The sequence below is a fragment of the Lysinibacillus sp. FSL K6-4013 genome (assembly GCF_038630435.1).
Classification (GTDB): Bacteria; Bacillota; Bacilli; order Bacillales_A; family Planococcaceae; genus Lysinibacillus; species Lysinibacillus boronitolerans.
The window spans coordinates 4,206,812-4,226,590 of the sequence record NZ_CP152031.1; the positions used below are offsets into that span (position 1 = coordinate 4,206,812).

Genomic DNA, 19,779 nt, shown 5'->3' on the forward strand with positions numbered 1-19,779 from the left:
TTGTACGTTTGGAGTTTTTTTATTGTCCATAGCTAAAAGCTTTCCGGAGAGGCTGGGACAGAACTAGCTTCGAATAAGGAGAAAGGAGAATTTGAGTTCGCTCAAATTCTCCTTTCTCCATTTTTTACTATTTAATTTTATATGTTCTTGTTTGTTGGCCGTGTATTTTCGTAAATTCACGGCCAGTAATGCGAGCCCCATTTCGTTTTCTACCTTCGATTTTCCTCGTACAGAAAATCGAGTGAAACGCAAATTAGCCTTCAAGAATCCAAAAACTGGCTCCACGTCAATTTTGCGTTGACGATAAATGGTACGCGTTTTTTCTTCTGAAAGCTTTGTTCTTATATATTCTTTTTGTTGTTCCCATTTTTCATTCACCATCATTTTTCGATTGGTGCCTTCTTTTGCTTTTGTACATGATGAACGGAATGGACATCCTGAACAGTCCTCGCATTCGTAGATGTTGAACGTATGTTGGAAGCCTGTCCGATCATTCCGTACAGTTTGATTTTTCCATTCGAGACGTTTCTGATTCGGGCATGTATAGGTGTCTGTTTCTTTATCATATGGCCAGTTATCGGTGTTAAATTGGTTTTGTTTGTACTTTTTCTTTTGCTCCTTCTCATACATGGTATAGGGAATCAGTGCTTCTCGTTTTCTGTTCGAAAGGATCTCCTCATAGTTTTGTTCACTACCATAACCTGCATCTGCGACAATGTATTGCGGTAACTCGAAATAATGCTGCTCGATTTCATTTAGAAATGGAATGAACGTACGTGTATCCGTTGGGTTCGGAAAAATGCTGTAGGCAAGCGCATACTGACCTTCTGTTGCGATTTGTACGTTATAGCCTGGTTTTAGTTGTCCATTCTGCATGTAATCGTCTTTCATTCGCATAAACGTCGCATCTTTGTCCGTTTTTGAATAGCTGTTGCGTGTGTCAAAAATCTCAAAATCTTTTTCGTACCTCTGCTTACGAATCAGCCAGTCATGTACTTGTTTTAACAGTTGCTTTGGCGTTTTTCGTTCACTACGCAGCTGTTTCCGCATCCCGACATCATCCGTACTATCGATTTTTTGTGTATAGTCCTCGACCACTTCCTCTAACTTTTCAGCGATTTGCGTGAGTTCTTCCATAGAAAGCTGCTCCTCATCTTCACGTTGCAATGCTGGTATAATTTGTTTTTCAAGTAGCTCATTATACAATTGATTCGATTTTTCAACGAGATTGTGATGATGTTTTTCCACTGCTTTCTTCCAAACGAACGTGAATTTATTGGCATTTGCTTCAATCTTCGTACCATCAATAAAAATGGCCTCTTGATCGATGATTTTTTCTTGGACAAGCTGGACACGGAACTGCACAAAACACTGGCGAATGAGCTCTTTCATATCGGGATGAACACGGAAACGATTGATCGTACGGTAGCTTGGTTCATACCCTTGGGCCAGCCACATCATCCGTATACTGTCTTTGGTTAGGTCTTCTATTTTACGGCCAGAGAAAACCGATTGCGTGTAGCCACATAAAATAATTTTAAGCATCATGCGTGGGTGATAAGATGGGCAACCTGTTTGGCGTTGAAAGGAGTCGAAGGTTCTCTCAGGAATACTTTCGACTAAATGATGGATGGCAAAAGCAATATCATTTTCTTGTAATGGAACTTCTAAATCTAGAGGCAAAACTAATTGATTCATGTTATAATTTTTGAACATAAGGATCCTTCTTTCCTGTAAAATTTTGTGTGGTAACTTTATTTTATCAGAAGTGGTCCTTATTTTTATTCAATAATTATTGAAAGCCGTTGAAATTTTACTCATCGTAAAATTTCAACGGCTTTTTCAGCTCAAAGGTGGGTTTTGTCCCACCCTCTTTCAAAGCACACAAAAAGATGACTCCGGCAAATTACCGAAGTCATCTGATCGCAGCTTAAGAACAACTAAATCCCTTTTTATTAAACTGTCTACAAAATAGGGTTCAGTTCAGACAACCTCTTTTGTATTTTTTATTTTAGAGCTTCTGTTAATACTGGTACAATTTGTTTCTTACGAGAAACAACACCTGGTAATACAACACGGTTATTGATAAGATCAGCACCAAATCCTTTTGCTGCTGCTTCTGCTACTTGCCCAATTGCAACAGCTGTTGAATCATTATTTAAAATGTCAGTCACAACGAAGAAGAATAGATCTAAGCCATTTTCTGCAACATTTTTATTGAGTAGGATTTCTAACTCCTCTTGACGATTAAGAACATCATTAACATCAACTGCATTAACTTGAGCTACAACAGATTTGTACTCACCAAATTGGAACTCTTTTGCATCTAATGATAATAAATCTTCTAATGATTTATCAGATAAATCAGCACCTGCTTTTAGCATTGCTAAGCCATACTCTGCAATTTCCACACCAGCAATTTTTGCTAGCTCTTCACCAGCTTTTACATCTTGCTCTGTGCAAGTCGGTGATTTGAATAATAATGTATCTGAAACAATTGCAGATAACATTAAACCAGCAATGTTCGCAGGAATGTCTAAACCGTTTTCGCTAAAAATTTTCTTAAGAATAGTAGCCGTACAGCCTACTGGTTCTGCACGATAATATAGTGGATCAGCTGTTTGGAAGTTGGCGATGCGGTGGTGATCAATTACCTCTGCAATTTGCACTTCCTCAATACCGTCAGCGGATTGTTGGAATTCATTGTGGTCTACTAGAATAACTTTGTCCGCTTCACCAACTACAGAAGAGATTAAACGAGGCGCTTCAAAGCCAAATTTATCTAATGCAAATTGAGTTTCATTATTAACATCTCCAAGACGTACTGCCTCAGCTTCTTCACCAATTTGCTGTTTTAAATAGGCATATACAATCGCAGACGTGATTGTGTCTGTATCTGGGTTTTTATGTCCAAAAACTAATACTTTACTCATTGAATTAATTCCTCCTAAAATGGCACTTACATTTATATTTTATTTTATCATACCTTAAAGCCTGACAAGTGATAAAGTGAAACTTTGGAATAATTTCGCCACCGTATAAATGCCACTGACCTCACTTCGATATATCATACAGTGCTCAATCACGATCAAAATGTATTACCTAAAATTCAATATACAAATATAATGGCAGTGCTCCCAATACATACTTTTCAAATAAGATATCTACATTATAACTAGCTTGCATTACTCTGTATACTTTTAATAGGACTAATTACTTCTGCAAAATTCTCTATTTTTACCAACCTATTTTTAACATTCAATAGTAAAAATGCCTCTTTTTTATAAAATAATTAGTTTATATAGATATTTAGTTGGGTTTTCATATTTAAGTCATCATAATTTTATGCTATCATCAGATAGTCTATATTTTTGGATATTCAGGAAATGGGGATTACGATGACGAAGAAGATAGAAAAAAAGTACATTCCTTTAGCTAACTATTTTGATGTAGCTTTACAACAAGAAATTACTTTATCCTTTAGTGAATTAGAAAACATTATGGGACAAGCATTACCGAACGCTGCCTACTTAAATAAAAGCTGGTGGAAAAAAACTAAGCCCCCTCTCTCACATTATTTATCTTGGACAAATGCCGGTTATTATGTCATTGATGTTAAACTAGGTACTAGTGTATCTTTCTCACGTACACAAATGAAGTCGAGCGAAACCAACACTTCAAACACTGAGGAAAATTCATCTGCATACATAATACGAGGAATTGAAGCATCTGATGCTAGATCGTTCATTCATTTACAAGAGGAGATATTTCAAGAAACTGACTTCATGTATAATGTTCAAAATGAGCTAGATCTCACTGTCCAACAACTTCGTAAAAATTTAACCTATTGGAAGCAACTAAAAAACCGTACAATACTACTTTGTGTACTCAACGGGATTTTTGCAGGTTATGCAGTTATTCATGGATATAAACAATCGAAGGCTAGACATGTTGCCTCTATTCGTTTAGCTGTGAAAGCAGAGCATCAACAAAAAGGTATTGGCTCCGCACTGATGAAAGCTGTTGAAAGTTGGTCTAAACAACATGATATTTCCCGTTTAGAGTTATCTGTTATGGAGCATAACAATGTAGCTTTACATCTTTTTACAAAGCTAGGATTTCATCAGGAGGGCATTCGAAAAAATGCCATTAAATTAAATAATACTTATATTAATGAATATAGCTTGAGTAAAATTCTATAATTCACTTTTCCTAGATGTCTAAATACTATTTGGACATCTTTTTTATATAGAAAATTCCAAAAAAATACGCATAGATAGTGTGTTTCAACAAACTATCCATGCGTATTTACATTAAAAAACCTGCTTTTCTCTAATTGCATCTAAGAATAACACATTACTTTCTACTTGCTCATACGATTGCTGATATTTTTCATAGTGGTCTTTATCCTGGCTTATCATTTCCTCTATCAAGGCATGCAAAAATGAAATCAAGACTGGGGCGATGTCTAGAGAAGAATGATTTTTGGTGCCGAGGGTAAATAACGCACTGGTATATTCTCGAATAGGCGAAAATGCAGAACCTGTAATGGCAATAATTTTCACTTTCTTTACCTTTGCAATTTCAACGATCGTTTTAATATCCATAATCTGTTTATCAAAAGATAGTACAATTAAAGTTGTATGTTCGCCCATACTGTTTATTTGATTCACTAGATCATCCGAGTCTAAACGAAGCTGCTTAATATTAGCACGAAATGTTTTCAATGTATTAGATAGCCAATTTGCAACAGATGCATTATGACGAGTACCTAGAATATAGATATTGTCTGCTTCATGCATCCATTTTGAGCATTTTTGGATCTGCTGATCGTTAATCAATTGAATTGTTTCTTGAATATTTTGGCTATCTCGTTGCATCACCTTACCAAAGCTAGAATTAGTCAGCTTCTTAGCAGTATATGTAGGCTGTAGATTTGCACCTACATCTTGAGACAAAATATAGCCTCTAATTTCCTCTTGCAGTTCTACATACCCGGACAAATCCATAGCATAACAAAATCGAATCACTGTTGATTCACTTACATTAGCCAATCTGCCAACCTCTGCTGCTCCATTAGCAATTACTGTTGTGGGATTATCCATTACAAATTGTGCTACTTTACGCTGGCCCTTTGACAGCCTTACAAACCTTTTCTTTATATCCTCATGAATACTCATTCCTAACAACCTTTCTTTCAATGACCTTATCACGAACGGGAGATTGTTTCCTATTGACTCAAAATTCGATTAAAAATACAGTATCACGATTACAATTTGAATACAATGACTTTTCTGAAAAATCTTCATCGCATTAACCTGCTAATAAAACAATTTGATTTACTCTATAACCGATTTATATTGATTTGTCATTTTAACAAATAAATTAGTAAAATCGAATAAAAATTAATAAATGCTCATTTTTATGTATAATTTAAGCGAAATGAGACAAAAATGTCCTGGATCAATTCCTCTGATCCAGGACATTCTATTTCATATTATTCTAATTCAAGCTGCTTCGTTTCTTTCCCAAGGAAGATGACACCTACAACACCGATAATAATTGCTCCACAGAAAATGGCGAAAATAAAACCTATATCATAGCCTGCCGTTAATAAAAACCCAACGAGCAACGGGCCGAAAATTCCACCAATTCGTCCAACTGCTGCTGCCATGCCAGCACCTGTTCCACGAATAATCGAAGGATATTGTTCAGGTGTATAAGCATATAATGCTCCCCAAGCCCCTAAGTTAAAGAAAGATAAAAACATTCCTGAAGTTAGCAATACAGCTAAAGTATCTGCATTTCCAAAAATATATGCACTCGCTGCAGTCCCAATTAGATAGGAAACAAGGACAAATTTACGTCCAAACTTTTCTATAAACCATGCAGCTGTAAAGTAACCTGGTAATTGAGCTAAAGTCATAATCAAAACATATTTAAAGCTCGTGATCATGTCAAAGCCCTTCCCTACCATTACACTTGGCAACCATAAAAACATGCCATAATACGAAAATACAACCGTAAACCATAATAACCACAGCATAAACGTAGAACGAGCATACTTTTTCGACCAAACCTCTTTCATATTTTGGCCAATGCTCCGTTTTTTTGCTTCTTCCTTCACAGTAAATTGAGGTGAATCAGGCAAATGCCAACGAAGATAAATAGCATAAAACGCTGGAAGTGCCGTTAGAATAAGTGCTACTCGCCATCCCCATGTAGGAATCACAAAATACGAAATAAGTGCTGCAATTAACCAGCCTGCTGCCCAAAAGCTTTCAAGTAATACAACCACGCGCCCTCTTTCTTTGGCAGCTACACTTTCAGATACAAGCGTTGAAGCTACAGGTAATTCTCCTCCTAGCCCCATCCCTACTAAAAAACGTAAAATTAAAAATGCAGTCAATGTTGTTGTAAAAGCGGACAAACCACTTGCAATAGAAAAAAGGACAAGTGTCCACATAAAAATTTGCTTGCGCCCTACTTTATCAGCAAATACACCGAAAAAGAGAGCTCCTACAGCCATCCCGATAGAATTTATACTACCAATCCAACCAGACTGACTTGGTGAAAGTCCCCACTCAGCAGCCAATGCTGCAATAACAAAGGATAATATACCAACGTCCATTGCATCGAAGAGCCACCCTACCCCCGCCACACCCAATAGCTTATTTCTGGAAATGGATTGCTGAGGTTTATTTGTTACTGCTGTATTTATTGTCATCTCAACCACCTGTCTTTACACATGACTTTACATTACAAGATTACTATACAGTTGTTTCAAGAAAGTGACAAGTACTATTCAAATTACCGAATTGTTTCGACAATTAATGAAATGCTATTGAAATAATAGTGCTATTTGCGTTAAAATGTCTTTTATACAAAAACAACTGTTCTTTCTATAAGAACAAAAGGAGATCGTTACGTTATGTGGAAAGGCCTTATTGAAGAATATAAACAATTTTTACCCGTAACTGAAAATACACCAGCTTTAACTTTAAACGAAGGCAATACGCCTCTTATACATTTAGTGAATTTATCTAAGAAACTAGGCATTGAGCTTTACGGAAAAATTGAAGGTGCAAACCCTACTGGCTCATTTAAAGACCGAGGAATGGTATTTGCTGTTGCAAAGGCTATCGAGGATGGAAGCCAATGCGTTATTTGTGCCTCTACAGGAAACACTTCTGCTGCTGCAGCTGCTTATGCAACGCGTGCAGGTATTCAATCAATCGTTGTTATTCCAAAAGGTAAAGTGGCTCTTGGAAAGCTAGCACAAGCAACAATGTACGGGGCAAAAATCATCGAAATTGACGGAAACTTTGATGATGCTCTTAATATCGTTCGCCAAGTAAGTGAAACAACACCAGTTGCGCTTGTTAACTCTGTGAATCCGTACCGTATCGAAGGTCAAAAAACGGCATCGTTTGAAATTGTAGATGCGTTAGGTTCAGCACCGGATTATCTGTGTATACCTGTTGGTAATGCAGGTAATATTACTGCATATTGGAAAGGGTTTAAAGAATATCACGCTGCTAAAAATTGTGGTCTACCAAAAATGTATGGCTTTGAAGCTGAAGGTGCTGCAGCAATCGTTAAAGGAGAGCCAATTGCGAATCCTGAGACAGTAGCAACTGCCATTCGAATTGGCAATCCTGCGAGCTGGAATTTGGCAGAAGCGGCTCGCGATGAATCTGGTGGTATCATTGATTCCGTGACTGATGAAGAAATTGTAGCAGCCTACAAATTAATCGCAAGTACAGAAGGCATTTTTGTTGAACCAGGCTCTGCTGCTTCTTTAGCAGGTGTTATAAAATCTGTTGAAAACGGAAAAATCCCTCAGGGCGCTAAAGTTGTAACAATCTTTACAGGGAATGGACTAAAAGATCCTGATACAGCCATGAATGTATCCACTGTAGAGGTCGTATCTCTTAAAAACGATGAAGAAGAAATTCGTGCATATATTGAGGGTGTACTATGAGTAAAATTTGGCAAATCTCAGTTCCTGGAAGCACAGCCAATTTAGGTCCAGGCTTTGATTCAATAGGACTTGGCTTGTCTCTTTACTTAAAGCTTTCTGTTACCCTACAAGAACAATGGGAAATTATTCATCTTGATGATAATGGTCCTAAAGAGTTTGAGCTTGAAGAACACTTACTATACGTTATTGCTAAAAAAACTGCAGATCTATATGGTCAACAGCTACCTGCTTGTCGTGTAGAGATGGCTAGTGAACTTCCGTTGGCACGAGGACTTGGCAGCAGTGCAGCAGTTATTGTTGCAGGTATCGAACTTGCAAATCAAGTATGCGAGCTTGGATTAACAATTCAAGATAAACTCAATCTCTCTTCACAAATTGAAGGACATCCAGATAACGCAACTGCTTCAGTTTTAGGAGGATTAACGATTTCTTCAATGGATGACAAAGGCATAGTCGATACATTCCACATCAATGATATCGATGCCTCCTTTGTTGTATATGTACCAGATGTTGAATTAAAAACGAGCGAATCCCGTTCTGTTTTACCAGAGCAATTTAATCGCTCCTATGCTGTTCATGCTTCAGCAAATGCGAATATGTTAGCTGCTTCTTTAATGGCACGTGATTTTGAACGTGCTGGACGTTATATGGAGGCAGATTTATTCCATGAACCGTTTCGTGCAAAGCTAATTCCTGCTTATGAGGAAATTCGTATGGCAGCAAAATCGAACGGTGCATATGGTACTGCTCTAAGTGGCGCTGGACCAACATTGATTTCTATTATTCCTTCTGCTATTGCGCCTGACTTCGTTCAATTAATGACAAAGCAATTCCCTGAGCATCAAATTATTTTAACAAAAGCTGATGAACATGGTATACAAGTCAATGAATGTATGAAACGTCTACTATAATAGTAGGCGTTTTTTCTTGAAAGTAAGTACGTATAAAACTAATAATATAGAAGGATAGAATTAAACTTTTTAAATGTGCTTTTCTAAGGAGGGATTGCCTTGAAACCCATTATATTCTGTGATTTCGATGGCACGATAACAGAAACAGATAACATCTTTTCACTTATGACTGAATTTGTACCAGAAGAATCTGAGAAAATTGCCCAAGCGATGATGGAACAAACCATTTCATTTAAAGATGGGCTATCAGCAATGTTTCATCTACTTTCTACTCACCAAAAAGATGAAATCATTCAATATCTAATGGATTCAGCAGTCATACGTGAGGGATTTGGAGATTTTGCACGCTATGCTCAAAACAACAATATTCCATTTTATATTGTAAGTGGCGGAGTTGATTTTTTCATCGAGCCTTTAGTTGAAAAATTTGGTCCTTTTTCAGGCATCTACTGTAATAGAGCTGATTTTTCTGGTGAACAAATAGAATTAATCTACCCCAATAGCTGTGATGAGGCATGCGCGAAATATAGCACACAAGGTTGCGGCTGCTGTAAGCCAAGCGTGATGCGGAAGCTTGCTAAGGAAGATCATTATAAAATTGTAATTGGTGATTCTCTATCAGATTTTGAAGCAGCTAAACTAGCAGATATTGTTTTAGCTAGAGATCATCTTATCCAACGCTGTGAAGAGCTTCATGTTCCATATAGACCTTTTACCACATTTCATGATTGTCTCAAAATAATACAAGAGCTAGTGGAGTCAAAAAAAGCTGTTCTTACACGTTAATAGAAAAAAGAAAAAGGAGCCACTTTTACAAAGATGTCTCCCTTTTCCTACTTACTTATGCTAATAATACTAGGCTAATGGCCATGACCGCCATTCCCCCTACTAAACCATACATCGATAAATGTGTTTCATCATATCTTTGTGCAGCCGGTAGCAATTCATCTAGTGAAATAAAGACCATTATCCCTGCGACCCCAGCAAAAACGATACCAAACATGACATCCGTTAAAAAGGGCATAAGGAGCAAAAAGGCTACTAATGCACCAACAGGCTCTGCCAATCCTGATAAAAAGGATAATTTAAAGGCTTTCCTTCGATTACCTGTTGCAAAGAAAATAGGAACAGATACAGCAATGCCTTCTGGAATATTGTGAATAGCAACTGCAATGGCAATAGCAATCCCTACATTCGGGTCATTAATAGCTGACATAAATGTAGCGATCCCCTCTGGAAAATTATGAATGCCAATCGCCAGAGCCGTAAAAACGCCCATCTTCATCAAATGTTCTTCATTAACCTGTGGTTTGATAGCATTAACATCCTCTACTAGCTTTACTTCATGAGGATTAGTAGCCTTCGGAATGAATTTATCAATCAAGGCAATAAATAACATCCCACCGAAAAATCCAAGGATTGTCATCCAATAGCCATTTGTTGTACCTAATGCATTGGTTAAAGCATCTTTAGCTTTCACAAATATTTCTACAAGAGATACATAGATCATTACCCCTGCTGAAAAACCCAATGCTAAGGATAAAAATTTTGTATTTGTTCTTGATGTAAAAAATGCTATTAAACTACCTACACCTGTTGCAAGTCCGGCAAAAAGAGTTAATCCTAATGCCAGTAAAACATTTCCGTCCATACCCTTCTTCCTTTGCTCTTTTTCTTATTGTACTCATCTTAGCGTAGAAGTTTCCTTTACGCAATTCTTTTTTATAAGGCAAATATCATTCTTTACAATGTCTCAATTAAACGTAAAAAAAGCAGTATCTATCCTGTGAAATAGATACTGCCTGTCTTTTTATTTATGATTTGATTGAAATAAGCGTTTACGGCGTTCGTACCAGATGACACAGATGATAAACCAAGTATAGCCGATGCTCCAACCAGCAAGTACATCTGTAGCAAAATGTCGAGCTCCTGCAATACGTGATAAACCAATAAGCACCATCAAAATCGTTGCTCCAAGCCATAGAAGGATTTTACGTCCTTTACTACTATTCTCCGCTAAAATATAAGCAAGTGTAAATAAATAAAGAATACCTGTCATCGAATGTCCCGATGGAAAACTAAAGGATGTCAGCTGTTCCTCAATTTCAGGTCGTGGACGTTGCACCCATTTTTTTAGTAATTGGTTCAGAACATTGCCTACTGCAAAAGTTAGTACAACAAATAGCATACCTCGATAATTTTTTACCTTCCAAGCTAAATACGCCATTAAAACTACTGCAACAGCAACAACAAATTTGGGCTCACCAATATAATGAAAGATCTCAATAAAACGATTACCAAAAAGAAGCTCTGCCATCTTTGCATCAAATGTTTTCAGAAACTCACTTTGATAAGTGACTCTTAATACAATAAAGACAATTAACGTTAAAACTGCTAAAGGATATGCCCATTTTTTCATTTTTTCACCTCAAAAAACATTCATGCTATATTCTTCACATCATAACACAAATCGATCTTTTTTGAATGAAAAATAGGCATTCATTTTAAGAAAGGTTTACGCCATTGACCTCTTGATAAATGGTGATAGATTCTTCTTCGTGTTTGTTAAAATAATTGGAAACGGCCAATGCAACAATGAATAATATGGCTACTATAGGTAGTATTCTTCTAAACACCTTAAACACTCCCTTATTCTTTACTATTCCAAATTTGTCCTACTTGATTAGCACTGGATCAAATAGCCAATCTTTTGGACCAAAGTTTGCATCCTTTTCTCCTCTAACTTCACGCGAAATACCATATTTTATAATAGTTTCTCTAAATCGTTTGCTAAACAATGTTTTTCTATATAGATATCTTCCATCATGACTACACTCGGCTGAGTAAAAAACATCGCCTTTTAGATTTTTCAAATCTTCATGGTGATAAATATCAGGTCCATTAATGACTCCGTTTAAGCCACAACTGCATGGAGGTTGCTCAGTTGCAAAGTATAATTTAACTCTGTCCTTACTACACTCAGGTAGCATTTGTACAGGAATAATTTGATAAGCTGGCTGTTTGCCTTCTGCAGGTCCTTGATGGATTACCTCTAAAAGCTCATAGCCTTCTAGCTTTTCTCTTTGCATTAATGATACTAATTCCTCAGAAGCTACCCAATAACCATTTACATGCACTAAATGACGGTCTTTCATCTGCGTAGTATCAATGACTATTGGTGATAACTGCTCTTTATCCATGAGCCCACAACACTTACAATGTGTACTTAAAGAAAATAGTGTCCCCTTATCTTCTAAGAACATTTCTGGTGAATTACCTGTTGAATTTAAAGTAAATAATGGTGCACGTTCATACTCTATATCCGAGAATTCAAAATAAAAACGTTCTCCAATCGAAACGATTCCAAATTCACGCTCTAAAGACTCATATAAAGCTGTTACCTGCTCGTATGTTACACCTTCATTTAATGTAAAGATAGGATTAAATTTTGTTTTTAAGTTTCTTTTTCTCAATTCAGGCGCACCAATAGCAATACCATGACGATTATAAACGTTAATAACTTGATCTTGACTAGTTTCATCTATGGAAAACAAATTTTCAAGTTCTACTTTCACAATACACGCCTACCTTTATAAAGTTTTATGGTGAAGTATATTGACTAGCTAGTAACATTCTACAATCTACTAACGCTACTTTATTCATAGATAGTCAGGCTGCTTATTTTAATAAAATGATTTATATATTACTTACTAAAGCAAATCTACTTAACCACTGTTAATTTAAGCGTACCAGTAGTTATACCGTTATTTCAACTTCGGGTTTACGCCAATTTTCTGGCGTGATTCAGACAAATTTTTGGCGTGATTTGGCGGTTATAAAAAAACACCGCCACTTTTTTGGCGGTGTCTTTTATATTTCATAGGCTATTTAACACAGAAATTTGGATTTATTTAACTGAGGGAAAATATAGGCTATTCAATTCCCATAATGCTCCCTATTAATTGAAAAATATACCAACAGTATAGCATAGAAGTTGTTTAGAGTAAATTCATTCTCTCAGCAAGATTTACAGCTTCTGTTCGTGAGTCTACATTTAACAAAGAAAAGAGTTGAGTTAAATATCTCTCCGTTGTTCGTTGAGGAATATTTAATTCAATAGCGATTGCTTTATTTGTATGGCCCTCTGCAATGAGTCTTAAAATTTTCTTTTCCTTTTCATTTAAGTGAATGTTTTTAGCACCTTGCAGTTTAAATTTATCATCCAGAAAATCTAAGAAATTTTTAGGTAAAACAATTTCGCCGTTTGCAATTGCCCTTACTGTTCTTAATATTTGCTCTTTCGAAGCTGTTTTAGCTAAAATGCCTTCTATTTTTCTTTCTAAAATGAGTGGATAATAATCCGTAATATCATCGCCTGTGTAAAGAATAACAGAAGCATTTGACTGAATAGCTTTGATATTACGGGCTAGGTTAATTCCATTTTCTAATGGCATATTGATATCTATTAGATAGATATCGTACGGTTTATTCTTTATCCTTTGAATGACACAAGTTGCATCACTTTCCGTATCGATGATAATATCTTCATTCTCTTGAAATAAATTTTTAGTTCCCTCTAACACTATAGGGTGATCATCCACTATGAGCATCGTAATCAAGTGTTTCACTCCCTTCTTTCACCATGATTCTAATAAACATCCCTTCATTGATATTCGAGTCAATAGCAAATTGCCCATTAAACGCTTTTACACGCTCCTGCATGCCTTGAATGCCCATCGATTCTGCTACTATAATGTCCTCTACATTACAGCCTACACCATCATCTTTATAAATGATTTCGAAACCATCGTTCATTTCTTTTAAATGAATTTCAACAGAAGCTGCATAGGAATGCTTTAACGCATTATTAAGTAGCTCTTGGAATAAACGATAAATCATTAAATTCATGCGCTCATCCTCTAAATAAAGTCGATCAATTGTGTAAATAAGCGCGAAGTTAGCTCTTTCTTGGACTTTCCGAATCAACTTTTCTAATGCAGCATTTAAACCTAATGTATCTAGTAACGGAGGTTTTAGGTTTTCACAATAAGTACGTAATTCATGTAAGGATGCAACCATTTGTTTATGAATTTTTGCAAGCTTTTCTTGAATATCCGTTGTATTTTTTGCATTTACTAGGACATCCACCTCGCGGGCAATATGAAGTTGCTCCTGTAAATTGGTGTCATGTAACTCTTGAGCTAACTGGTATTTTTCTTCTTCAAACCTTAGCCATAATAGCTTATTTAGCCATGGTAACTGACCATCATCAGCTTGCTTCATATGCTTCAGTTCCTCTAGCAGTTCTTCCACCATCTTGGTATTTTCAATAAAATTATTTACATATAATAAGAGCAATTCAAGCCATAAAAGCTCCTCATCTTTTAATTGAATCGTATTATTATGCCCTAGCACTAAAGCTCTTTTAAAATGTGCATCCTGATGGAGAAATGCTATATAAACTTTGTCAATCTTTCGTATTTCACCTAATCTGATTTCTTCCATTATGTCAGGATCAATCGTAATACTTTCTCCAGCAATTGTTATGAATTCATTTTTGTCATAGTTATATGTTAAGACAAAAACATCCTCTAACTCCAGATGCATGGAAACCTCGTAAGCAAACTTCTCTAAAAGTTCGTTAATTTTAATTGTTTTCCCAATTTTATCTACGGCAGTATATAGCTGATGAATATAGTCACCCTTTGTGGAGAATAATATTTTCCGCTTGCGATAATCAACCTTCTCTTTTACGTAAAAAAGTATAACTAATGAAGCAAATGTAAAGAAAGCTACCCCTGACATGACAGTCATTGTTAAATAATGCCCTGCAATAAGATATAGTCCCACTGTGAACCATACAGTAAAGATTAAAGAGAATATAACATAATAACGTAATCTTGTAATATGGTATTCAATATCAAATAATCTCTCTGCTAATTGCGTAAAAATAAAGCTAAAAGGTATAAGCAATAAAAATAACGAGCTTATCTCAGATGAAAGTATATACGTATGAAAAAGTATTTTTGGGAGTGCATATAAAAAAAGAAATGGAAGAAACGGTATTAGTATACTATTTAATAAAATTTTCAACTGAGGTGAGCTGTACTTAAAATAGCTTATTAATAAAATACTAAGGATGATCACAAGGAGAATAAAGAAAATAGCCAATATAACATTGGAAAGAATATCATTTGAAGCAGGATAAATAGTGCCCACACAGCCTAATATAAAAGCTATGAAAGGAAGTATATAAAAGAGCTTGATATTATTTGTAAACACCCAATTAGTTTTCACAAATGAGTAATAATTTCTCAAAAAATGTAACAGTATAACTAAACATAACAGCATACTACTTCGATTTACGATAATGCCAATCGTATCCATTCTACCAGAGACACCACTGCTTACATAAGCCAAAGAAACCGTTAACATAAAGAGAATTAGTAAATCAGCTAATTTTGTATTTCTTTGTTTAAAATGTAAATAAAATGCAACGAATAATGTTAATAAATAATAACAAGCTGGAATGATTAAAACATAGATAAATTGTTGAGGGATATCCAAATGCTTAATATGTATATTGATTAGATCTCCATCGGGCTTCAGTATTGTTATTTCATTAGCAGATAAAATTTTTGATTTATACCTCAGTTGTTTTAATTCGTTGATGGGTTCAGTATCTACAGTTAAAATTGCATCACCAACAGAAATATTTTGACCCTCTGCCCAGTCTTTATAATATAGTTGAGAAATGACCCATCTGCCATTCTCTTCTTCTAATCCAATCTGTATATAAGGCTCGCTATAATTCACATAATTTAAATAAAAACCAATAATTAAATAGAGAATTATAGCGGGCCAAAACAACTTACTTCGCAACTTTCTTAGTTCCAAATATCACTTTCTGTATTCATTTCACCGTTAAACGCTTCTAAAATTGCTTTTTGTTCTACAGATGAAACTCCAACTAATGAGGCTTTTTGTTCTCTTAATAGTGCAACTAGGCTTGGATTTTGCTCTAAATATTGGATTACATTAATCATTCTTATCTCTCCTCATTTCAATAGTTTTTGTAGGTATTCTCTACCTATCTCATTTATAGCTACATTTTCAAGATAATTCAATGCTTTAAACTTGTAGACGTTTTTTATCGTAATGGCATAACGTATTGCCCCACCATTTGTCAACGCGTCTTCTGTTGCATTATTATCCAAATCTGTAACTATATCATCATTATAATAGCTAGAAACAGATTTTGAAACATCATTTTTCTGTGATAAAAGATAAATAATAGGCAGAGAATACCTTTTATTTAGCAAATCATTTTTAGGACCCCACGCCTTTAAGCTTTGAATATCATTTTTAATTTGTTGGATGATGCCTATGTATTTCCCATATTCCTCTACTTCTTGAGATATTTCTCCTTTTGCAAGTACTTCACCAATCAAGCAACCCATTGCTGTTAATGAGCCAGATTTCAAGGTAATCATTTGTACATAGGAATCTTCATCACGACAACTATTTAGCAAGTCTAATTGCTGTCCATTTATACTTTTTAAAGCGTATTCCTCAAGTAGCTTTATAGCCGCTCTTTTATGGACAAAAGAGGTTTCATCTATTGTTTTAGATGCCATGACCAGCATAGCTAAAGCAACGTTTAATGATAATTCAGGTGTTTTGTTCCAACTATAGTCTGAATCCTTATCCTGCAGATCATCAATAATATCAAAAGATAGTATAAGAAGTTCAATTGCAGCAGCTACCTTGTAGATATCTTGATTTATACTACTTGAAAATGCTTCATAATGCCAAAAACACAATTTACCAAAGGAAAAACCTACTGATGTTTTTTCTTCTTTAAAGCTTTTTAGCATTAACTTGAGCTCAGGGCCAAGTAATAATTCATTTTCTATAAGGATGTCTAATGATTCATCGATATGTGCATCTAAATCCTTCAATAGTCCTCTCTCCCATCTAGTATATTACTAGATATTATATAGATTAGTGGGAATTAATACTAGTAGTATAATTCTATAATACATTAAATACCATTATTTCCTCTATGAAGTGAAAGACCGCCAAAAAATGGCGTTATTCAAGCAAACCACGCCAGAATTTTGTTAATAATTACTAAAAAAATGGCGGTAGAGAACCAAGTACCGCCATTAAAGTGGCGTAAACTTACCATTGAAATGGCGTTCTAACAGATGTTACGCTTAGATTAGCCATAAAATCTTATTTTTAAAGTCAGGATAGATTGATGCACATGAAATCTTTTTGTACTGGGAGTGACTTAAAATGAATGAAACAGTTTTCATACTTACGGCTACTTTTTCATGTAATATCTCTGTCTCAACTGAAGAAATTACAATTAAACAGCCAAGCAATGATCAACGACAAATTGAAAAAATCATTATACAATCGGAATTAAAAGCCTATCAAGAAACATTGGCTGCGTATAAAAACATTTCACCCTACTCAAAATATATTAGTGATATTCCTGGATTTGAGGATACATTTCAACAAAAACGAGATTATTATATTGAGCAATATGGAATTATTAGAATATCAAACGAAAGTATTTCTAGTATGTCATTAGTCAATCCTTTCACTTTTGGATTAAATATAGATTCCCCTATAGTGTATGTAACGCCACACGACACAATTATTAATGCTAGAGGGCTAGCAATGGCGGCCAACGCATCTAATAATAACAATCACCCAGATAGTTTGGATGAACTTTGTAATACAAGTATTTCAGGCTTGTCCATTAATGAGAACACGATATCCTTTAATATGGATTCGACATTTAGTAAATGGAGAAAGCCATCTATTAAACATTAAACCTATCCACTTAGCTAAGCAGGTCACACTGATTGTGACCTGCTTTTTGAGTAATAAAACGACATCTCTACATAGTGTTGATAAACAAAGCAATCAATAGCATTATTATAAAAGATGAAAATGAATTTCCGTTGCAGGCTACTTGCTTTCCCGTAGGCGAGCGCCGATTCGCTTCCTCAGCTACTGCTCCGTTTAAAGTTTTGCCTGTCTCGCTATTCCATGGTAGTCCAGTAGCCCACCACTAAAAACCGCTTTTTAGCAAAGGTTTTCAAATAAAGTGAAGGTGTTCATTACTCTTTATGAAGAGGTGTTGTCACGCATCACTTCTCCACATTGAAAATAAGAGCTTATCCCCTCTAAGAATACAGATAATGGGCTATTTGATTGTTATGCTACTATGAAAAAAGTAAAGACACTTTGCAGAATGGTTGATTGGAGTGGAGCCAGCGTCACTCCTAGGGGATTTAGCGTCACTGAGGAGACCCTGGAGCGAGCGCAAGTGAGTGAAGCGGCTCATCGGACGCCCCCTGGAAAGGACGCTGGCGGAACGGAAATCAACCCCTCACCTTGCTAAAAGGGCTTTTTCTGCTAGTGACATTCTTTTTTCAACAACAAGAAAAGGTGTCTCAATCCCTTGAGACACCCTTAGATGATTAACCTTTTACATAATAAACTTCTTGTCCGCTTTCAATGATATGATCAGGCTTCGGTTTACCTGCGCTTGCCTTATGGCCTGCAATATGCTCAGGACTCTTCTCCCAATTTTTCCATGCTTCTTCTGATTCCCAACGAACCATCACAAGCACTTCTTCATCACCACGGCGAACTTTCTTAACAAGTACCTGTTTATCAATGAAACCAGGTTGTTGTTCAAGTAATGATGGTCCGTTTGGATTAGCACCAAAACGTTCCACCACTTTATCCGAATTCCCTTCCTTCACAACAATACGTTTAATTTGTACAAACATATTAGTTAAACGCCTTTAATACATCTTCAACTTTTAGTGTTTCAGATTGTAAACCGCCACCTGAAAGGTACCAAACTTCTGGATCTAGGTAGAACACTTTACCGTTCTTCACCGCATTAGTTGCACTTACGATTTCGTTTTCAATTGCAGCTTTAGTACCTGACTCACCGTTTTCATTTACTACTGCATCACGGTCAACTACAAATAGAATATCAGGGTTCGTATCACGAACATATTCAAAACTTACATTATCACCATGTGTTCCAACTTTAACTTTCTCATCTGCAGCTTTCACACCAAATACATCATGGATAACACCGAAACGTGAACCAGAACCATATGCTGATAACGCGCCTTCACTACCTAATACGATTAAAGCTTTCTCTTCTGATGCAGTTGCTTTGCCTTTTACTTCTTCAACTTTTGCTTCATATGCAGCGATCGCATCTGCTGCTTCTTTTTCTTTACCAAAAATTTTACCAGCTAATTCTGTATTAGCTTTGAATGATTCTAGGAAGTTTTTGTTATCTACACCAATGTAAACTGTTGGTGCAATTTTAGATAATTCAGCATATGCTGCTGACGCACGACCAGAGATAAAAATAATATCTGGGTTAATTTCAGATAATTTTTCATAATCAGGCTCGAATAATGTACCTGCGTTTACATAAGCACTATCTTTATATTTACTTAAGTAAGATGGTAATGAATCTTGTACTACTGCAGTAGGATTAACACCTAATGCATCTAGAGTATCTAGGAAACCATTATCAAAAACAACAACTTTTTCTGGTATTTTATCAAGTGTTACTTCTTCAAACGTAGTATTACCATCGCGTCCTTCAATTGTGCTACCTGGAATAGTCAGTGGATAGGCTGAAGATGCCTCGTTTTGTTCTTCTGCCGGTTTGTCAGTTGACGTACCTTTATCATCTTCTTTTGCTTCGTCTTTCGAACCACAAGCTGCTAATACTAGTAGCATCATTGCCATTAACACTGTAAGTAATTTCCATTTTTTCATTATGAAATTTCTCCTTTAATTAAGTTATTTGATAGTTAGATGGTCCAT

At 35.7% G+C, this 19,779-nt stretch carries 19 protein-coding genes; 5 read left to right on the plus strand and 14 right to left on the minus strand.

Annotated elements, in window-relative coordinates; genetic code table 11:
* Nucleotides 1-63: 63 nt before the first annotated feature.
* Nucleotides 64-1,716 (minus strand): IS1182 family transposase, encoded by a 1,653-nt coding sequence (locus tag MHB39_RS20840; protein ID WP_339280866.1) that lies wholly within the window; start codon nucleotides 1,714-1,716, stop codon nucleotides 64-66.
* Nucleotides 1,717-2,006: 290 nt separating this feature from the next.
* Nucleotides 2,007-2,933, minus strand: a complete 927-nt coding sequence (locus MHB39_RS20845) for a manganese-dependent inorganic pyrophosphatase (RefSeq protein ID WP_054549605.1) — start codon at nucleotides 2,931-2,933, stop codon at nucleotides 2,007-2,009.
* Between the two features lie 465 nt (nucleotides 2,934-3,398).
* On the opposite strand from MHB39_RS20845, the gene MHB39_RS20850 reads away from it, so the two are divergent.
* Nucleotides 3,399-4,202: a GNAT family N-acetyltransferase gene (locus tag MHB39_RS20850; RefSeq protein ID WP_036079421.1), complete on the plus strand. Its 804-nt coding sequence runs from the start codon at nucleotides 3,399-3,401 to the stop codon at nucleotides 4,200-4,202.
* A gap of 111 nt (nucleotides 4,203-4,313) precedes the next feature.
* On the opposite strand, the gene MHB39_RS20855 is transcribed toward MHB39_RS20850, so the two are convergent.
* A complete protein-coding gene (locus MHB39_RS20855; RefSeq protein ID WP_016992730.1) occupies nucleotides 4,314-5,180 on the minus strand; it encodes a MurR/RpiR family transcriptional regulator in 867 nt (288 codons plus the stop codon).
* 317 nt (nucleotides 5,181-5,497) lie between these two features.
* A complete protein-coding gene (locus MHB39_RS20860; RefSeq protein ID WP_052125401.1) occupies nucleotides 5,498-6,727 on the minus strand; it encodes an MFS transporter in 1,230 nt (409 codons plus the stop codon).
* Nucleotides 6,728-6,931: 204 nt separating this feature from the next.
* Between MHB39_RS20860 and thrC the strand changes: the two genes are divergently transcribed.
* The 3 genes from thrC to MHB39_RS20875 all read left to right on the plus strand — a co-directional run bounded on the left by thrC (nucleotide 6,932) and on the right by MHB39_RS20875 (nucleotide 9,681).
* A complete protein-coding gene (thrC, locus tag MHB39_RS20865; protein WP_016992731.1) occupies nucleotides 6,932-7,984 on the plus strand; it encodes a threonine synthase in 1,053 nt (350 codons plus the stop codon).
* Nucleotides 7,981-8,895: a homoserine kinase gene (thrB, locus tag MHB39_RS20870; protein ID WP_016992732.1), complete on the plus strand. Its 915-nt coding sequence runs from the start codon at nucleotides 7,981-7,983 to the stop codon at nucleotides 8,893-8,895. Before thrC ends, thrB begins: the two co-directional genes overlap by 4 nt.
* 99 nt (nucleotides 8,896-8,994) lie before the next feature.
* Nucleotides 8,995-9,681: a 2-hydroxy-3-keto-5-methylthiopentenyl-1-phosphate phosphatase gene (locus tag MHB39_RS20875; RefSeq protein WP_342545214.1), complete on the plus strand. Its 687-nt coding sequence runs from the start codon at nucleotides 8,995-8,997 to the stop codon at nucleotides 9,679-9,681.
* 55 nt (nucleotides 9,682-9,736) lie between these two features.
* On the opposite strand, the gene zupT is transcribed toward MHB39_RS20875, so the two are convergent.
* The 8 genes from zupT to MHB39_RS20915 form a co-directional block, all read right to left on the minus strand.
* The gene (zupT, locus tag MHB39_RS20880) at nucleotides 9,737-10,546 is read right to left on the minus strand and encodes a zinc transporter ZupT (protein ID WP_016992734.1); all 810 of its coding nucleotides are present in this window, start codon (nucleotides 10,544-10,546) and stop codon (nucleotides 9,737-9,739) included.
* A gap of 159 nt (nucleotides 10,547-10,705) precedes the next feature.
* The gene (locus MHB39_RS20885) at nucleotides 10,706-11,314 is read right to left on the minus strand and encodes a phosphatase PAP2 family protein (protein WP_016992735.1); all 609 of its coding nucleotides are present in this window, start codon (nucleotides 11,312-11,314) and stop codon (nucleotides 10,706-10,708) included.
* 85 nt (nucleotides 11,315-11,399) lie between these two features.
* Entirely contained in the window at nucleotides 11,400-11,531 is a 132-nt protein-coding gene (locus MHB39_RS20890; RefSeq protein ID WP_333006629.1) for a hypothetical protein, read from the minus strand.
* Between the two features lie 39 nt (nucleotides 11,532-11,570).
* Nucleotides 11,571-12,470, minus strand: a complete 900-nt coding sequence (locus tag MHB39_RS20895; protein ID WP_342545216.1) for a hypothetical protein — start codon at nucleotides 12,468-12,470, stop codon at nucleotides 11,571-11,573.
* A gap of 423 nt (nucleotides 12,471-12,893) precedes the next feature.
* Nucleotides 12,894-13,505: a response regulator transcription factor gene (locus MHB39_RS20900; RefSeq protein WP_238543007.1), complete on the minus strand. Its 612-nt coding sequence runs from the start codon at nucleotides 13,503-13,505 to the stop codon at nucleotides 12,894-12,896.
* Nucleotides 13,489-15,777, minus strand: a complete 2,289-nt coding sequence (locus MHB39_RS20905) for an ATP-binding protein (protein ID WP_342545218.1) — start codon at nucleotides 15,775-15,777, stop codon at nucleotides 13,489-13,491. Before MHB39_RS20905 ends, MHB39_RS20900 begins: the two co-directional genes overlap by 17 nt.
* 5 nt (nucleotides 15,778-15,782) lie before the next feature.
* On the minus strand, nucleotides 15,783-15,941 hold the full coding sequence (comX, locus tag MHB39_RS20910; RefSeq protein ID WP_016994779.1) for a competence pheromone ComX: 159 nt from the start codon (nucleotides 15,939-15,941) through the stop codon (nucleotides 15,783-15,785).
* Nucleotides 15,942-15,953: 12 nt separating this feature from the next.
* The gene (locus MHB39_RS20915; protein WP_342545221.1) at nucleotides 15,954-16,856 is read right to left on the minus strand and encodes a polyprenyl synthetase family protein; all 903 of its coding nucleotides are present in this window, start codon (nucleotides 16,854-16,856) and stop codon (nucleotides 15,954-15,956) included.
* Nucleotides 16,857-17,196: 340 nt separating this feature from the next.
* Between MHB39_RS20915 and MHB39_RS20920 the strand changes: the two genes are divergently transcribed.
* A complete protein-coding gene (locus MHB39_RS20920) occupies nucleotides 17,197-17,742 on the plus strand; it encodes a hypothetical protein (protein WP_016992693.1) in 546 nt (181 codons plus the stop codon).
* A 653-nt stretch (nucleotides 17,743-18,395) separates the two neighbouring features.
* On the opposite strand, the gene MHB39_RS20925 is transcribed toward MHB39_RS20920, so the two are convergent.
* Both MHB39_RS20925 and MHB39_RS20930 read right to left on the minus strand, forming a co-directional pair.
* Nucleotides 18,396-18,710 (minus strand): antibiotic biosynthesis monooxygenase, encoded by a 315-nt coding sequence (locus MHB39_RS20925; RefSeq protein WP_016995403.1) that lies wholly within the window; start codon nucleotides 18,708-18,710, stop codon nucleotides 18,396-18,398.
* A gap of 1 nt (nucleotide 18,711) precedes the next feature.
* Nucleotides 18,712-19,731, minus strand: a complete 1,020-nt coding sequence (locus MHB39_RS20930; protein WP_036079440.1) for a siderophore ABC transporter substrate-binding protein — start codon at nucleotides 19,729-19,731, stop codon at nucleotides 18,712-18,714.
* Between the last annotated feature and the right edge of the window lie 48 nt (nucleotides 19,732-19,779).

Bases quoted from the DNA above. Each gene is read 5' to 3' on its own strand.
- MHB39_RS20850 (WP_036079421.1), top strand. From the start codon at position 3,399: ATGACGAAGAAGATAGAAAAAAAGTACATTCCTTTAGCTAACTATTTT.
- comX (WP_016994779.1), bottom strand. From the start codon at position 15,941: ATGATTAATGTAATCCAATATTTAGAGCAAAATCCAAGCCTAGTTGCA.
- MHB39_RS20925 (WP_016995403.1), bottom strand. From the start codon at position 18,710: ATGTTTGTACAAATTAAACGTATTGTTGTGAAGGAAGGGAATTCGGAT.
- MHB39_RS20840 (WP_339280866.1), bottom strand. From the start codon at position 1,716: ATGTTCAAAAATTATAACATGAATCAATTAGTTTTGCCTCTAGATTTA.
- MHB39_RS20920 (WP_016992693.1), top strand. From the start codon at position 17,197: ATGAATGAAACAGTTTTCATACTTACGGCTACTTTTTCATGTAATATC.
- MHB39_RS20855 (WP_016992730.1), bottom strand. From the start codon at position 5,180: ATGAGTATTCATGAGGATATAAAGAAAAGGTTTGTAAGGCTGTCAAAG.
- MHB39_RS20900 (WP_238543007.1), bottom strand. From the start codon at position 13,505: ATGCTCATAGTGGATGATCACCCTATAGTGTTAGAGGGAACTAAAAAT.
- MHB39_RS20845 (WP_054549605.1), bottom strand. From the start codon at position 2,933: ATGAGTAAAGTATTAGTTTTTGGACATAAAAACCCAGATACAGACACA.
- thrB (WP_016992732.1), top strand. From the start codon at position 7,981: ATGAGTAAAATTTGGCAAATCTCAGTTCCTGGAAGCACAGCCAATTTA.
- MHB39_RS20885 (WP_016992735.1), bottom strand. From the start codon at position 11,314: ATGAAAAAATGGGCATATCCTTTAGCAGTTTTAACGTTAATTGTCTTT.
- zupT (WP_016992734.1), bottom strand. From the start codon at position 10,546: ATGGACGGAAATGTTTTACTGGCATTAGGATTAACTCTTTTTGCCGGA.
- thrC (WP_016992731.1), top strand. From the start codon at position 6,932: ATGTGGAAAGGCCTTATTGAAGAATATAAACAATTTTTACCCGTAACT.
- MHB39_RS20860 (WP_052125401.1), bottom strand. From the start codon at position 6,727: ATGACAATAAATACAGCAGTAACAAATAAACCTCAGCAATCCATTTCC.
- MHB39_RS20930 (WP_036079440.1), bottom strand. From the start codon at position 19,731: ATGAAAAAATGGAAATTACTTACAGTGTTAATGGCAATGATGCTACTA.